At 55.3% G+C, this 15,464-nt stretch carries 10 protein-coding genes; 1 reads left to right on the top strand and 9 read right to left on the bottom strand.

Annotated elements, in window-relative coordinates:
* Position 1: 1 nt before the first annotated feature.
* Together G461_RS0121385 and G461_RS0121380 are read right to left on the bottom strand one after the other, a co-directional pair.
* Entirely contained in the window at positions 2-2,107 is a 2,106-nt protein-coding gene (locus G461_RS0121385; protein WP_051333749.1) for an LruC domain-containing protein, read from the bottom strand.
* Positions 2,108-2,294: 187 nt separating this feature from the next.
* Entirely contained in the window at positions 2,295-3,110 is an 816-nt protein-coding gene (locus G461_RS0121380; RefSeq protein ID WP_026973376.1) for a carbohydrate kinase family protein, read from the bottom strand.
* A 230-nt stretch (positions 3,111-3,340) separates the two neighbouring features.
* On the opposite strand from G461_RS0121380, the gene G461_RS0121375 reads away from it, so the two are divergent.
* Entirely contained in the window at positions 3,341-5,764 is a 2,424-nt protein-coding gene (locus G461_RS0121375) for an EAL domain-containing protein (protein WP_026973375.1), read from the top strand.
* A gap of 68 nt (positions 5,765-5,832) precedes the next feature.
* Here the strand turns inward: G461_RS0121375 and G461_RS0121370 are convergent, their stop codons facing one another.
* The 7 genes from G461_RS0121370 to G461_RS25125 form a co-directional block, all read right to left on the bottom strand.
* On the bottom strand, positions 5,833-7,266 hold the full coding sequence (locus G461_RS0121370) for a sigma-54-dependent transcriptional regulator (RefSeq protein WP_026973374.1): 1,434 nt from the start codon (positions 7,264-7,266) through the stop codon (positions 5,833-5,835).
* An 84-nt stretch (positions 7,267-7,350) separates the two neighbouring features.
* A complete protein-coding gene (locus G461_RS0121365) occupies positions 7,351-10,458 on the bottom strand; it encodes a PAS domain S-box protein (protein ID WP_026973373.1) in 3,108 nt (1,035 codons plus the stop codon).
* 14 nt (positions 10,459-10,472) lie between these two features.
* Complete coding sequence (locus G461_RS0121360) at positions 10,473-11,279, bottom strand: phosphate/phosphite/phosphonate ABC transporter substrate-binding protein (RefSeq protein ID WP_084429446.1); 807 nt, start codon at positions 11,277-11,279, stop codon at positions 10,473-10,475.
* 2 nt (positions 11,280-11,281) lie between these two features.
* Positions 11,282-11,983 carry a P-loop NTPase family protein gene (locus tag G461_RS0121355; protein WP_026973371.1) on the bottom strand — a complete coding sequence of 234 codons (702 nt, stop codon included), beginning with the start codon at positions 11,981-11,983 and terminating at the stop codon, positions 11,282-11,284.
* A 23-nt stretch (positions 11,984-12,006) separates the two neighbouring features.
* Positions 12,007-14,130, bottom strand: a complete 2,124-nt coding sequence (locus G461_RS0121350; RefSeq protein ID WP_035480986.1) for an SLBB domain-containing protein — start codon at positions 14,128-14,130, stop codon at positions 12,007-12,009.
* Between the two features lie 9 nt (positions 14,131-14,139).
* Positions 14,140-14,910: an OmpA family protein gene (locus G461_RS25130; RefSeq protein ID WP_035480984.1), complete on the bottom strand. Its 771-nt coding sequence runs from the start codon at positions 14,908-14,910 to the stop codon at positions 14,140-14,142.
* Between the two features lie 14 nt (positions 14,911-14,924).
* On the bottom strand, positions 14,925-15,275 hold the full coding sequence (locus G461_RS25125; RefSeq protein ID WP_169727284.1) for an STAS domain-containing protein: 351 nt from the start codon (positions 15,273-15,275) through the stop codon (positions 14,925-14,927).
* Between the last annotated feature and the right edge of the window lie 189 nt (positions 15,276-15,464).

Below are 15,464 nucleotides of genomic sequence, written 5' to 3'. Positions count from 1 at the left end.
CTTAGTCTTGATACAAAAATTCAGGGTTCGCGTTTTCCAGCAGATACCAGTCGGCCGCCTGCTCACCTTCGCTGTTGCTGTAGAGATAGAAGCCCGGGTAAGCGCTCAAGATGTTGACCCGCTCCAGAGGGTGGCGCCAGTTGTAGGGCAGGATGATGGCCCATGGCAACCCTTGGGCATCTTGATAGTAGTTACCACTTTGCGGCTGAGACACATCTTGATACATCCCCCAGAACTGCTCGCTGGCCATGTCGCTAGGTGCGGTGTTCTTGGTGTGGATCTCCAGGTCACGACCGGGCGATTGAGCAAATACCGGTTCCCGCTGATGTTCGGTGGCAAAGATAAATGGATGATAAGGGGCTGCTGGCAGCTGTTGCTCAGGCAGCGCTGCCGATACAGGCAGGAACACCTTGAAGTTAAGTTGGCCAACACCGGCACAGTCGCTTTGGGTACGGTAGAAGTTGCATTCGCCCAGTGGGTTGATGTACTCGCGCACATCTTCGCTTATCACCACCACCAGCTCAGAACTGGCGCTCTCAATCGGGCTCGCGCTGAGCTGCTCGCCGTTGATTTCGTAGCGAATTGCCTGCTCATCAATTTGGGCAGCGCTCATACCCGGCAGGCGGATCGCCAAACCGTTATGGAAGCTAGCGCCTACGGCTTTAACTTCACCACGCAGCTCGATGCGCTCAACCTGATTGTCATCGCTCATCACCCGGGTTTGCAGGTTAATCACCAAGTCGTTCAGGTCGTAGTCGCCTGCGGCAGGCCAGTTGTCTTCAAAGGCTACCGTGGCATAGTCCTGACAGTTTGGATAACAGCTGATGCTCACCGACGATTGGCTGATGTAGACTTCGTAGTCTTCCACCTCACCATCGGGCGCACCGCCGCTGGCACCAGAGCCGGTCACTGAAGAGACACGGAAGCGAGCCCAGCTATCGCCTTCGGCGGCATCGGCCGGGGCAGCAATCAGCAGGCTGTGATTTCCTTCGGTCAGCCAGTTATCGGTAACGACCTGTTCGTTGTCATCAAACACGCCGTTGCGGTTGAAGTCGACCCAGCCATTGAGGTAGCCAGCACCGCTTACCTGCGCTTGTACCACAAAGTCCAGACCAGCCTGAATACCGGTGACAAAGGCGATACCGTCTTCATCATCGCTGAGGCCGCGGTTGTCATCGCTGTTAGGGTATTGCCAGGCATCGGCCTCACCATCCACGTCTTGACCTAAGCGCACCGCGCCATCGACCAGTTGGTGACGGGCACCGTTATCATCGAGTAGCGAACCATAGCTGGCTGGCGCATCGCCAAAATCGATGTTGGCGCTGTCATCGGCAATCGGCGCCATGGCGCAGCGGGCACCGTCGTTGTTGCTCGACGAAGGCCCTTGAGCAAACTGCTCGGCTTGTGGCGAGGCGGCTGCTACATCGATGCGGAACACCAGGCCATCGCTGTTGCGGCTGATGTAGAGTGTACCGTTAAGGTCGAAGTAGACCGCACCAAAGGTGCCGCTAACGCCAACGTTGCCGAGGTTTTGATAGCTCAAGCTTTGTGGGTCAACCTGCCACAGCACGCCATTACGGTCGACGCTGTAGAGCATGCCGTTGTCAGGGTGGAAGGCCAAATCGAAGATGTTCAGGCTTAGGCTGTCGCCATCAATCAGACGCTCAACCTGCAAGTAGTCGCTGGCACCTTCATCGAGCGGTACTCGATACAGGCCGTGGGTCGCACCTTTGCGGTAAAGGTAATGGGCGTTGTCGCTGAGGGAGATATCGCCCACATAAAACGATGAGTGGCTCATTGAGCCCCAATCCAAGGTCAACGGCTCCACTTGGTAGTCATTGCCGATCCGAGCCAAGGTGTTGAACTCGTAGCTCCAAGCGTAGAGATAGTCGTCATGAAAGTTATAGGCCATGGCATTGAGCTTACCGGTGGTGCCCATATCGCTAGACAGCGATTCGTAGAAGCCGGTGGCCAGGTTTACCCCGTAGAGGTGCGCCGTACCCTGCTGAACCAAAAAAGCCTGCGTCGGACAGGAAGAAAACGCTGCACTGTAAGCTAACTGAGGCGTGGCGATTGCTGCCGCCAACATTGCGTACTTGATATTCATATTCGCTCCGAGAGTGTGACTGTAGGCCTACTAGAGCAAAAGCCGAACCAAGATTTATAAGCTATTGATAAAGAATAATATTACGCGAGGAAATAGGTGCTTTTTTGCGATTTGCAACGGGGGATTTTCACGGCGATTGCAGAACGCCTTCTCGCATTCTGCAACCACCACTCAAAGCAGCTGTTTGCTAGTCGTATAAGTCGACATTGTTCGACCACTGGTGCGCGCCATAATGGCTCAAGGTCTCACGAGCCAGCGTGGCACCAGCCTTCAGCGCCCGGGGAATATCGCGATTGCGCAGGTAGTGGATGCTAAAGGCCGCCTGAAAGGCATCGCCGCAGCCGGTGGTATCCACCACTTTATCGACCGCCAGTGCCGGCTGAAAATAGCTACGGCCAGCCACCATGGCGCAAGAACCGCCCGCGCCCATGGTCAACACGATCACCGTTTGATGCTCGCGACTGAGCGCTTGTAGCTCGGGCTGCAGCCCTGCTTCACCGGCGACATAGGCAATGTCGACCCGGTTTATAGTTTGCGCCAATAAAGAGAAATCAGGGAGGTGTTGATAGTCCACCAACAGACGCTGGTTGGGCCCTTTACACAAGCAGGCTTGCAAAAAGTCAGGCCAATCAGCATGGGTACACCACAGCGGGAACTGTTTAAGCTGTTGCCAGTGGTCGCTCGACAAGCGATAGATGTCATACACACCCGCTCGCCAGGCACCAGGCACGCCATGGCGCTCGCCCCACTGATCGTTGTCGATGCGGTTGTGCGGCGTTTGTCCGGGCATACTGGCCAGGTAGCGGCAATCCACATTGCCATTGCTGAGTAACAGCCGTAGCGCCCTACTCGCCCGGTCATTGCCGGTGGCGCCGAACAAGCCCACCTCACAGCCTAAGTTCGCTGCGTGCAGCGCTTGATTGAGGGCATTGCCTCCGGGTAGATATCGCTGGGCCTGCTCAAAGTAGTCCACTGTCGCAGCGCCAAGAAAAGCCATCTTCATATGCAACAACTCCGTAACCAGCTGATTCGCCCGAGCCTAGAGCTCGTTAACCTTACTAATAATAAGGCTTTGTGGGTGTGAAGGCGAGCGGCGGCGTATTGGCGACCAGCGGTGCTTGCAGATGTAATACTTAAAAAGAGTGTAAAGACCAGATCTGATTAACATTTTCTGACTGCACAACCCAGCAAATTGATTAAACTCATAGTAAACACTGAGTCTTAGAGAGAGTCATGCACACCGCCAGCACTCCCCACAAGCAAGGACCGCTTTCCTGGAGCATCAACCTGTCGCAGGGCAGCTTTAACTGTGATGCTCGAATGCTAAAGCTACTCGGACTGCATGCCCAACCAAGATCCCTCAACGACATTCTCCATGTTCTCGACCCACAGCAGCAGGGGCTGTTCAAACAGGCCCTTATCGATGCTACCCACCGTAAGGCGCCTCGCGAGTTCAGTGCCATCTTGCTACTTGAGCAACGTCGCCACCTTGTCGATGTAGCGATCATTCCCAGTACTGAGCACAGCGAATGGGTGGACGGAACCCTCAAGGTACGTGAGATTTTTCCTTCCATCGAGAAAGAGCGCGCACTGCTGACCTCGCTGTTTAAAAAGTCCAACAACGGCCTGCTTATCACCGACAGCCGTCATCGTATCCTGATGGTAAACGATGAGTTTTGCCGTGCCACCCTCTACAGCGAAGCGCAATTACTGGGGAAGAAGGCGGCGATACTGAAGTCCGGACACTACAACAAGCGCTTCTACAAAAAACTGTGGGACTATATTGACCACCATAAACTGTGGGAAGGTGAACTCCTGTGCATGGATGCCAAAGGCGATGTATTCGCGCAAGATACGCAGATCCAGCGCATTGACCTACGCGGTGAGCACTTTTATATCTCCTCCACCCGCAAACTCGATGTCAGCGCCGAGCTGTGGAAGGACGATGCTTCCTTAATCAGGCAATCGGGCATGCTGCGCAACAAACAGCAGCTGCTGGAGGCGGTAGAGCAGCAATACCAACAGCTGCCGGCGCAAAAAACCATGATATGCGCCGCCTTCGACGTCTCGGTGAACCGCAAAACCAGCCACCATGCCCTTAGCTGGCTGGTCGCCAGACAGATGGCCCAACTGACCCATCCTCACTACGTGGCACTGCTGGACAACAGCGTGTTCGCAGTGTGTTGGGAGCAAGAAAAAAATATTTTGGCGATTGATAATCAGGTTCGCAAACTGCTCGACACCCTAAGCCGCCCCGGTGAAGACGACAAGCTACAGCTAAAGACACTGGTCACCATGGGCGTGTCGGTGCTGCTGGTCGATGCCCGCTCGCCGGAGCTGATGATAAGCCACGCGCTACAAAGCCTGCTGACCCAAAGCAAGCAGGGCCTGTCGTCGGTCCACTATTTCAGCGCGAAGCTGGCCAAGCGCTTTGACCACAAACGCAACTTGGCCCGCCTGTTAGAAACCGCCATCGACAGCGCGCTGATTCAGGTGGCCTATCAGCCTATCTACAGCCTGCCGGATCTCAAACTCGCCAAGCTCGAAGCGCTGTGTCGTATCAAGCTCGATACGCGGCTACCCTACACCACTCAAGAGCTGATCAATATCGCGGAGGAGTTTGACTGGGTCGACCGGCTCGACTCGCTCGTCACCGAGAAGGCACTGCGCGCCCTGCCACGGATCCAGCAACGTATGGCGCTACCCGAGCTGCAGCTAACGGTAAATCGCTCGCTCTCCAGCGATACCTTAAGCAAAAGCTGCCTTGAACAAACCTTAACGCTGTTTCAACAGGCCAAGCTGAGTTTGGATCAAGTAACCCTCGAGCTGACTGAGTCCTCGTTCTTTGAGAGTACCGAGCACCAACAAACCTGGCTGAACAAGATGCGTGAGGCGGGAGTGAAGATTGCCTTGGACGACTTCGGCACCGGCTTCTCCTCCCTCTCCTACCTGCGCGAGCTGCCCATCGATATGATTAAGATTGACCGCAGCTTTGTCAGCAACCTGAGCGAGCAATCGATGGAGCTGGAGATGATCCGCATGCTGTGCAAGCTGATGAAACAGCTCGGCGGCTATGTGATTGCAGAGGGCGTGGAAACCCAGCAGCAACTTTGCCTGCTGCAACAAGCCGGCGTCTCGATGGTACAGGGCTATCTGTTTAGCAAACCCCTTAGCGAAGGGGATCTCTACAAACAGCCAGTGATTGAGTTTCCAGAGATTGCTCGCCAGCTGCCACCGCAGCCAGGCGGCCTGCGGGCGCGCGATATTATGTCGCGGGACTTCCCTCGTCTTACCGCTGATGACTCGCTGGCCTCGGCTCGGCCGATTTTTAGCGGTGAGGGCTATAACCATATTGCGGTGATGGAAGGGGCGAGCTGTTTAGGCGTGCTCTATCAAAGCGGCTACAGCCAAGCAGTCAGCCCTCATATCGGCACCCCGGCAGAGCGCAGCAAAGACCTTGCTACGCTGCAAAAACGGGTCCATCTGGCAATGGACCATCAGCCCCAGCATATCGATATCGACTGCCCGATTGAGGATCTGGTTCCGCTGCTTATCGCCGCCCCCGAGCAGGTTTTGGTCGTCGATGGTCATCAAGGACACTGCATGGGGATCATCGGCTTTGAGCGTATCCGCAGCTACCTGACCTTAGAGAGCTAGCCTTGGAGAGCTAACCAGAGGAAGCTAAACGCTCTCCACTCTTGCTACTCTAGCTCCCTCCTACCGAACTAAGACTCCATCGCCTCCCAGCTCTGTTTCTTGCGATAGATAGTCGATGGGCTGACCTCCAGCAGGTCTGCCGCCTTGGGAATATTACCTTGGCAGTAATCGATGGCGTACTCGATCGCTTCTTTCTCAGTTTTCCAGAGCGCTTGTAGGCAGTAGCCCTGCGCCACCGGCTCTGCAGGCTGGGTTGCCTCTGGCTCAGCGGCAGACTCCAGTTCGCTCAGCGGTGGTTGGTTGGTCGGCTCGGTGGCGCCTGCTGGAATGTGTCGCTGCAGCACCGGTGGCAGTTGCTCGAGCATCACCCGTTCGCCGTCGTGTAACACGGTGATATTGCGGATAACGTTTTGCAGCTCGCGCACATTACCCGGCCAGGTGTACTCCAAGATGACCTGAGCACTTAGCTCCGAGAACTGTCTAAAGCGTTTGCCTTCTTCCTTGGCGAACTGCTTGAGCAAGCTCTGGGCGATGGCCAATACGTCTTGCTGGCGCTCGCGCAGCGGCGGCAGGTGGATGGGCAGCACGTACAGGCGATAGTAGAGGTCTTCACGGAAGCGCCCTGCCTGCACCTCCTCCCAAGGGTCGCGGTTGGTGGCACACAAAAAACGCACATCCACCTGCTCTTCCTTGCTGCCACCCACTTTTTGGAAGCGACCGGTTTGGATAAAGCGCAGCAGCTTGGTTTGCAGTTCCATATCCATCTCGCCAATCTCGTCGAGGAACAAGGTGCCCCCATGGGCTTGGCTGGCCGCGCCCTGGCGCTGGGAAGATGCCCCAGTGAAGGCCCCTTTTTCATGGCCGAAGATCTCACTCTCCATCAAGTCTTTGGGAATAGCGCCGCAGTTAAGTGCGACAAAGGGCTTACCGGCGCGCGGCCCTTGCTTGTGAATGGCCTCGGCGCAAACCTCTTTACCAGTGCCGCTTTCGCCGGTGATAAATACCGTGGCACGGCTCGGGGCAACCGCTTCAATCATCCGATAGACGCTTTGCATCTCAAGGCTGGCGCCGATAAAGCCATGGAAGCGCTCGCGGTCGGCATGCTCTTGGAAGTCGGCCACCATGCGGTTGAGCTGCTGCAAGCGCAGCGCGTTGGCGACGGTGACCCGTAAGCGCTGGGCATCAAAGGGTTTTTCCAGAAAATCCACCACTCCCAAACGCATTGAATCTACGGCTATATCCACGGTGCCATAGGCGGTGATGATAATCACCGAGGTGGGAATGCGCTGCTCAACCATCCACTCCAGCACCTGCATGCCATCCATATCGGGCAGTTTTAGGTCGAGCAGCATTACACTAGGGTTAAAGCTAGCCAGCAGGTCCTTGGCCTCTTGGCCATTGCTTGCTCGAACCAGCTCAATCTCTTCTTTTGACAGATAGGCCTGATAGGTCATTGCCAAGGTATCGCTGTCTTCCACCAACAGTACGCGGTTTACGCTCATGCTCGCTCCCTGCTTAAGCATTAGTATTAGGCTTAGGGCTTAATTAAAACAAAGGCTTGAGTTACACGTTCTGGATGAACGAGGTTACACCATCATCTGTTCAGCACTTTCTGTTATTGCCGCTAAGGTTGTTTCTACGTATTCCATCAATAAATGTACTTGAGACAGCACCGCTTCGCCATCCCCCTGCCGCGCCGCAAGTTCAAGGGTGTAACTTAGCGCCTGCATCTTACTGGCACCAAAGGTGGCCACATTGCCTTTTATGGCATGGGCTTCGGCCGCGACCTCGGGCCAGTTGCACTGCTCCGCCATGGCCAGCAAACGCTCACTGCGCTCGGGGATCTCTTTACTTAGCAACCCCAGCATAATCGGCATCGCTTCGCTGCCCGCATCGTCACACAAGCGCTGCAGCACCGCCACATCGAGCCAAGGAATGTCTTGATATTTGGCGCAGGCAGGGTCGCTGCTGTCGGCCTTGTTAGCCGCTACGGCATTCTCTTCTGGGTTAGGCGTTGCTGGAGCCAACGACTCAGTAAGTGTGGGCTTTTGCGAAAAATCTTCCGCGCTCGCTTCACTGCCTGAGTACCAGCGCTGCAGGGTACTGCGCAGCAGCGCGATATCGATGGGCTTACTCAGAAAATCATTCATGCCCGCCTCGAAGCAGGCCTGCTTGTCCTCGACAAAGGCATTGGCGGTCATGGCGATAATCGGTATCTGCTGGTTGATACCCGCCTGCTCACGAATACGACGGGTGGCTTCCAGCCCATCCATTACCGGCATCGCCATATCCATCAGGATCAGATCATACTTCTCGCGCTGTGCTTGCTCAAAGCCCAGCTTGCCGTTCTCGGCGCAGTCGAGCTGGCGACAGTGGTTACGCAGTACTTGAGTCACTACCGCACGATTCATCTCGCTATCATCAATCAACAATACCTTGGGCAAGTCGGTGGGTAACAAGGGCTGTTCTTCATTGGCGTAAGCACTGGTTCTGCGCGCTTTCCTGCCTTTAAATGGCAGCACCAGAGTAAAGGTTGTGCCTTTACCCAACTCACTGCTGACTTGAATACTGCCGTCCATGCGCTGCACCAGCTGCTTAGTTATCGCCAAGCCCAAGCCCGTTCCCGAGTACCCGCGAGTGCTATCGTTATCGACCTGGAAGAACTCCTCGAACAAGTGGCGCTGCGCTTCAGGGTCGATGCCTATTCCGGTGTCGGCCACCGTCAACATAAATCCCTGCTCAGCATGGGGGGCCAAATGAAGGCTCACCCCACCCTCTTCGGTGAATTTGATGGCGTTGCCGAGTAGATTAAATACCACCTGGCGAAAACGTAGCGGCTCACCGTAATACTCATCATTCACCCCATCAGCTACATCCATGGTAATAGTAAGCATCTTTTTGGAGGCACTGCCTTCAAATAGCGCGGCGATACTTTGTAAGGTCTGTCGAGCCGAGAACCATTCATAGTTGAACTCAATCCGCTCAGCTTCGATGCGAGAGAAATCCAACACGTTGTTGACCAAGGCCATCAAGGTATGGCCAGCCTCGTTGGCTGCGTTCACGAAGTTGCGCTGCTCTTCATCGAGGGTAGTTTCTTGGAGGATCTGGTTCATATTGATGATGGCATTGAGCGGCGTTCGGATCTCGTGGCTCATGGTTGCCAAGAAGCGACTCTTCGCTTCACTGGCCGATTCGGCCTCGCGACGCGCTTGAGTGAGCGAGGCCTCCACTGCCTTTTGCTCACTGAGATCGGTAAAGTGGGCGACAAAGTGGGTCGCCTCCCCCTGCTCATTGGCCACCGACGAGATGCTCAATAGCTCTGGCAGCAACTCACCATTCTTGCGCTTATTGGTAATCTCGCCACTCCAACGTCCTTGCTCGGTAAGGCTTCGCCACATCGACTCAAAGAAGGCCTTGTCATGTAAACCCGATGAGAGAATGGTCGGCTGCTTGCCTAGTGCTTCTTGCTCACTAAAACCAGTAATCCGGGTGAAGGCTTGATTAACTCGTAGGATCCGAGCATCGGCATCGGTAATAAAAATGGCTTCATTGGCATCAAAAGCATGGGCGGCTAAGAGCAGTTCTTGGGCCTGCTGTTTTTGCTCGGTAATGTCACGCATGTAGGCAGTAAACAGAGTTTCGTCCCCGACCTCCACCGAGCTGATCGTCAACTCAGACAAAAACTCATGCCCATCTTTATGCAGCGCCGGAATCTCCAAACGCTGCCCCAGAACTGGCGCTTCGCCGCTTTGGCGAAATTTGGCCATACCACCACGATGGGCCTCACGAAATGCCTCGGGTACTAGAAACTCGGCCAATTCCTTGCCCATCACCTCTTCCCGACTAAAGCCGAAGATCCGCTCTGCACTGTCGCTGTACTCTAAGACATGGCCATGGCGGTCGATGGTAATCACCGCGTCCATCGCAGCACTTAAGGTGGCCTTGAGCAACTGGCGGTGGCGCTCCACATCACTGGCCAGTTGGCGCTGAGCATCGATAGAGTCTTCGAACTCACGATGGGCCTTGGCCAAGGCGCTCGACATTTGGTTAAACGCTTTCGACGCTTGCGCGACTTCATCACCACCAGTTTGCTGGATCTGCACCCCCGGACCTACCGTAGCGATACGCTCTGCCGCTTCACTAAGTCGAGTGAGGCGACGGGTCACCAAGGTGCCGATCAGTAAGGAGAAGCAGGCCACCAAGCCAATCTCCATCGCTGCCAGACTAAAAATCGACGAGCGGGCTTCACCAATTAAGGACTCAAAGCGGTCGATACTCACCGCAATCTCGACAAGGCCATAGTGCACGCCGCCCAGTTCAATGGTGGCAATGCTGTGATAAAAACCATCATGGGAGCGCGAGGGAGGCAGTGAGACATGGTGATGTTCGAGATTGCTGGCATCACCGGCGGAGGCCAGCACCGTGTGGTTAGCATCTTCGATACGGGCATAAGCAACGTCTGGCTGCTTGGTCAGCGCCTGTAAGATACTATCAAGGGTGGCTAAATCGGTGGCTAACAGCGCATCTTGGCTACTCACCGCCACCATTTGCGCGAGCGAATCGCCGTATTGAATCAGCTGTTGCTCATTGGATTTACGTAGCCAGCCCAAGCTGTTAAACAACAACAGCGCCAACACCGCCACTTGGATCAGAGCGATGCCCAAGACAATCTTTGCCCTGAAACTACGTATCATGGTTTAGCTTCCTGCTAGTAATTGGCCAATCCCAAAGCTCGAATGTCGTCCCAGTCGCTATCTTGGGCAGCAACAAACTCGCCGATGCGAATGGCGTTGAGCAACTGGCGCTGCTCGGTACTTGTCATATTAACTAATGATTCTTGTATCAGTGTAGCAAGTTGTGGGTCAAGATTGGGGCTTACTGCCACCGCATGAGGAGAATAGCCCTTTGATTCCCAGAGTACTTTCAACTCACTACGCAAGGCTTCATCAACATTGGCAAAGGTTTGCGGCACACCGCCTCCCGCGGGATAGAGGCCAGACTCAACCGAGCGGTAAACCGAATCATGACTGCCCACGTACTTGGCACTGAAATTGACAGCCAAACGATCCAGTTCGGCGCGAGTTACCACACTGGCAGCAAACGCCTTGGGTGCAGGAAAGGCCAGTACTTGCCCCTCCAGCTCGGCAAGCGACTCGATACCGCTATCCCGACGCACCACGATAATGCCATGCAGGAACAAGTCTCTAGCCTTAGCGATGGCCTTATAACCCGGCGAGTGTGCGGCCACCTGATAGTGGTAGGGATTCATATACGCCACATCGTACTCGCCTTGTGCCAAGCGCCGCTCAAACTCAGGAATGTTGGGCGCGGTTTTAAACTCCACCTTGAGTCCGGTTTGCTCACTCAGCGCTTGTAGTAACGGAGTCCACAGGGTAGCAAGGCGCGAGGCCGACTGCTGGGGCACAATGCCAAAGCTGATGGTTTCGGCCCACACAGGCTGTGAGAAAAGCACTAACAGCGCTCCAGCGACCTTATAAAACTCCTTACATTTCATCACTATATCCTTATAGATAACCATTTAGACTGTAGTAAACCCATTCCCATTTTGCGAAACGGCTTGGGGAAGAATCGGGAAACCTTAGCGCCCTGTCGCATTAATTCGCTGCGCAGGCTGGGATTAAAGCGATCGTTGACCACCAACCCCAGCACCACTGCATCGGTGCGATTGAGATCTTCGAGGCAATCGCGCAACTCATTGCCGGGAGTACGCCCAGCCAGGTAACACAACAAGGTTTGGTCGGCGGCCACCAAGGCGCGCAGCGCGGGTAGGTTGCCGGCGTTGGCCCGGGTCAGTGATGAGCAGTCCAGCAGCACCAGCTGGTAGGACTGTTTCCACTGCTCAATCCACTTTTCCAGATAGCCGGGTTCTTTGAGTTTGATCAGCGAGGTCCGATCCGCCGGTGGTGGCAAGTAATCCAGCCCCGCCGCCGAGCGATTGATCTCTGGCTCACCTTGCTGCCAGCCACTGCAGCCGATCAAGCTGTGTTGTACCCGTGGGCGGTGCAGGTTGAGATCGACCACCAACACCCGGTGACCGGCCAGTTGTGCCCGCCGCGCCAGTGCGTCCACCAAGGTAGAAACGCCTTCACCAGAGCGGGTAGCGCTGACCCCGATACAGCTGGCTTGCGCCAGTGGCAGGCGCTGGTAGACGGCTTCCAGCTCCTGATAATCTTCCGGCAAGAATGCTAATTGTGTCATCGGATAACCCTCCAATCGCTCAATTACAGTAGCAGTGCAGTTAATGCGACTACTTTGAAGACATCTTCCAAACCTTGGCGCGCCTTGGACCAGTTCGAGTCGGCCTTGTTCGGTACGTAGACGGTGTCGCCGGCGCGGATCACCGGCAGCATTGAGAAATCACCGGTCTGAGCGAACTCTTTTAGGTTGAAGGTCTGGGCCTGATCTTTACAGCACGACAGGTTCACCACGGTAATCTTCTCCGGGTAGCCTTCGTTATCCAGACCGCCCGCCTCGGCTAGTAAGTCCAGCAAGGTCATATCATCGGCAAAGCGATAACGACCTGGCTTGCGCACCGCGCCCAACACTCGTACGGTTTGCTCTTTTTTCTCTGACAGCCAATCGCGGTTCTTCTCTGGGATGTAGATTGAATCCCCCGGTACTACCTTAGGCAGCAGGTTCTCGTCGCCAGTCTCGAAGTACAGCGCCAGGTCAAGCTTGGTCACCTCCGAGTGCTCGCCGTTGCGGTGGCTGATGCGCACATTGCGGATATCGGCATCGCGCGATGGGCCATCGGCAGCTGCCAGGATATCGAGGAAGTGCATTTTCGGGTCGAAACGATAACGGCCTGGGGCAACCACCTGACCAAACACATAGATAGAGTCCTCTGAGCGCTGGCGTACCCACTGCGATTTGTTGTCGCTTGGGTCATCGGGCAGCTCTGGCACCATGATGGTGGTACCCGCTACGATGCGCGGCAATGGCTGGCCAGAGGTTTCACCCGATACATAGGCCTGTAAATCAAAGTTGACCGAGCGTGTTTGGTTACCCGCACCTTGATAAACAATCTTGATTTTGGCGGTATCGCCGCTCGATTTTGGTCCACCGGCGTGGGCCAGCAGGTCCATCAGGTTCATCTCATCGGCCCACTCGAAGCGGCCCGGACGTACTACCTCACCAATCACCATCACTGCGCGCTCTGGGGCAACCTTAACCCATGACTTCTCGTTGAGGTCAGTTTTCTCAGGTACAAACAGCGCATCACCGGCAGCCATTTTTGGCAGGGTGCTGATGCGCCCTTCGGTGAAGGCTGCCAAGTCGAAGCGCTCTACCCCGCCATCTTGGCGGATGATGCGGATCTGGCGGGTCTCGGCAAAGCGGGTTGGACCACCAGCGTTAGCCAGAATGTCCAGGAAGGTGGCGCTGCTGCCGCCCTCAAAAGCGCCGGGTTTAAACACTTCGCCCATCACGAATACGGTGTTTGAGCCGGTCTTAATCTCCACCTCTTGCTTGGGAACAAACACGGTGGCGCCCGGTTGGATATTCGGTACCAAGCTAGCATCGCCCGAGTCAAGATAGGCGGTCAGGTTAAACAGCTGAGGCTCACCATCGACAATCACACGAATTTGCTCAACACTGGCGTAGCGGGTCACGCCGCCGGCGCGCATCAACATGTCCACCACCGAGGCATTCTGGCGATAAGAGAAGCTACCCGGGCTGTATACCTCGCCGAACACCTTCACCGCGCTGCGATCTTCTGCCGCATCGCCCTTGTCGCTGAGCGCTTTCGGGTCAAACTCTACCGCCACGTTACCAATCTTCGGCGAGGCAGGGATAAACAGTACATCCAGGGTCTGCAGTCGTGGCAAGGCGGAGATATCGCCGCTGTCGAGGTAGCGTTTGTAGTTAAACACCAGCGGCTCGGCCAGGCCTTCACGGCGCAATAGCATGCGGTCAAGCTGGGCACCGGGGCGCAAGCCACCGGCTTGTTCGATGGCCAACTGCACACCACTGGTGGCATCGGCTGCGGCCAAGGTAATCTCACCGGGCTCTTTGACATAGCCCAGCACACTCACGCGCAGGCGACGTTCGGCCAGCTCTACCTTGAGGCTTTCCAGGTCGCGAAAGGCTACCGAAAGTTTTTTCTCAATCTGGCGTTGCAGCTGTGCTTCGTTGAAGCCAGATACCATCACCGGGCCCACCTCTGGTAGCAACAGCTGCCCCTTGCGGTCCACTTCGTAGTTACCTTCCAAGGTGGCTTCACCGGGTAGTACGATACGTACGATGTCGCCGGGGTGAACCTGTTGATTGGCGCGAGCCTCAGCGCTGCCCAATAAAATTGAGACGAACAGGGTGACAATCAGGCTGATATTAACCATGGTTTTCATCGCCGCCTCCTATTGGGCATCGGTAAGTTGAATGGTGACCCGGCGATTTGAGTGGCGCACATCGGCGCTCTCGCCCGGCTCATAAGGCTGTTGGTCGGCAACCGCAAACACACTAACGAGTTCGTCGTCCAGGCCGTGTTCGCGCATAAAGCGGGCAACGGTGTTGGCGCGCTGCTGAGAAATCTTTTGCTTGTGGCTGTCGTTGCCGAAGGCATCGCTGTGACCGGTGATTTGCACCGCCAGCTTGGAAGAGATCAACAGCGGCATCAGGCTTTTCAGTTGGTCGCGATAGGCTGGCGTCAGCTCACTGGAGTCGAAGGCAAACTGGTTGTTGCTGTTTAGCGCTTCACTCAAGCCCTGTACCAAGCCGTTTTGCTGGCCGATACCGGCAACCCGGCAGGCGCCGCCTGATTTAGCGATGTCCAAGCGCTTCTCCAGCATGTTCAGGAACTGTACTTGCACCTCTAGATCAGTGGCCGCATCAACGGTAAGGCCGCCTTCCAGCTCTCTCACAATGCGATTTTGCTGCAAGCGTGCTTGTTCTACTGAGGCCGGAAAGCACAGCTCTGCACCTTCCAGTACCAATACATCAAGGTGGTTTTTGCTTACCGCCACCTCAAAGCGCAGTCCATGCTCGGGGCCAAGCTCGCGATTGTCATCGGTGTCCATCCACGCCAGCAGGTTTAGTTCGTTTTCGGCAAAACCACCGCGACCTTCAGGTGCCCAAGCGGTACACCCAGTCACACAACAGATTGCCAGCACAACACCAAGCTTTTTCATAATTAGCCTCGTCTCTAAGCCGCAGTCTGCAGCGATGGTTGGTCGAACGAAACGTCGTCGAACATCGGAATGACATGATGGATACGCAACATGGTCAGTAGCTTGCGCGGTTGGCCGATAGCGCCGCGCAGTAGCAACTTGGCGCCTTTCGCTGCCAGCTGTTTAAAGCTGCGAACCAAGGACGCAATGGCAAAGGAGTCCAGCGAGGTGGTCGCGCTCAAGTCCACTACCAAGGTGTGTGAACGCGCCGCCAGACAAAGCTGATTCAAGCGAGTGCTCATTGGCAGGGTTTCACTCTGGCAGAATTCACCAGAGACATAGACTGTCATCACGCCGTTTGCGGTTTGTTTGGCTTGAATTTGCATAATTAACTCCAGTGCGTAATTGCGTTGATACACTGACAAAGCCATTTGCATGCCAATGTTTATTTATTCTTTTTATACAATAAGATAGAAGCTTTTTTGGTGGGCATTTGCATTCTGCAAGAAGGGGTCCGTTGAAAACTGCAGGTTGAGGGTTGAAAGACGAAAGACGAAAGACGAAAGAGAAGAATC

The organism is Aliagarivorans marinus DSM 23064 (assembly GCF_000429485.1).
Taxonomy (GTDB): Bacteria; Pseudomonadota; Gammaproteobacteria; order Enterobacterales; family Celerinatantimonadaceae; genus Aliagarivorans; species Aliagarivorans marinus.
Note: the sequence above shows the minus strand (reverse complement) of the source record. Positions and strands in the feature narration are given on the sequence as shown.

What these genes read in the sequence shown, in the direction of transcription:
- G461_RS0121385 (WP_051333749.1), bottom strand. Translation starts at nt 2,107, where the DNA reads ATGAATATCAAGTACGCAATGTTGGCGGCAGCAATCGCCACGCCTCAG.
- G461_RS0121380 (WP_026973376.1), bottom strand. Translation starts at nt 3,110, where the DNA reads ATGAAGATGGCTTTTCTTGGCGCTGCGACAGTGGACTACTTTGAGCAG.
- G461_RS0121375 (WP_026973375.1), top strand. Translation starts at nt 3,341, where the DNA reads ATGCACACCGCCAGCACTCCCCACAAGCAAGGACCGCTTTCCTGGAGC.
- G461_RS0121370 (WP_026973374.1), bottom strand. Translation starts at nt 7,266, where the DNA reads ATGAGCGTAAACCGCGTACTGTTGGTGGAAGACAGCGATACCTTGGCA.
- G461_RS0121365 (WP_026973373.1), bottom strand. Translation starts at nt 10,458, where the DNA reads ATGATACGTAGTTTCAGGGCAAAGATTGTCTTGGGCATCGCTCTGATC.
- G461_RS0121360 (WP_084429446.1), bottom strand. Translation starts at nt 11,279, where the DNA reads ATGAAATGTAAGGAGTTTTATAAGGTCGCTGGAGCGCTGTTAGTGCTT.
- G461_RS0121355 (WP_026973371.1), bottom strand. Translation starts at nt 11,983, where the DNA reads ATGACACAATTAGCATTCTTGCCGGAAGATTATCAGGAGCTGGAAGCC.
- G461_RS0121350 (WP_035480986.1), bottom strand. Translation starts at nt 14,130, where the DNA reads ATGAAAACCATGGTTAATATCAGCCTGATTGTCACCCTGTTCGTCTCA.
- G461_RS25130 (WP_035480984.1), bottom strand. Translation starts at nt 14,910, where the DNA reads ATGAAAAAGCTTGGTGTTGTGCTGGCAATCTGTTGTGTGACTGGGTGT.
- G461_RS25125 (WP_169727284.1), bottom strand. Translation starts at nt 15,275, where the DNA reads ATGCAAATTCAAGCCAAACAAACCGCAAACGGCGTGATGACAGTCTAT.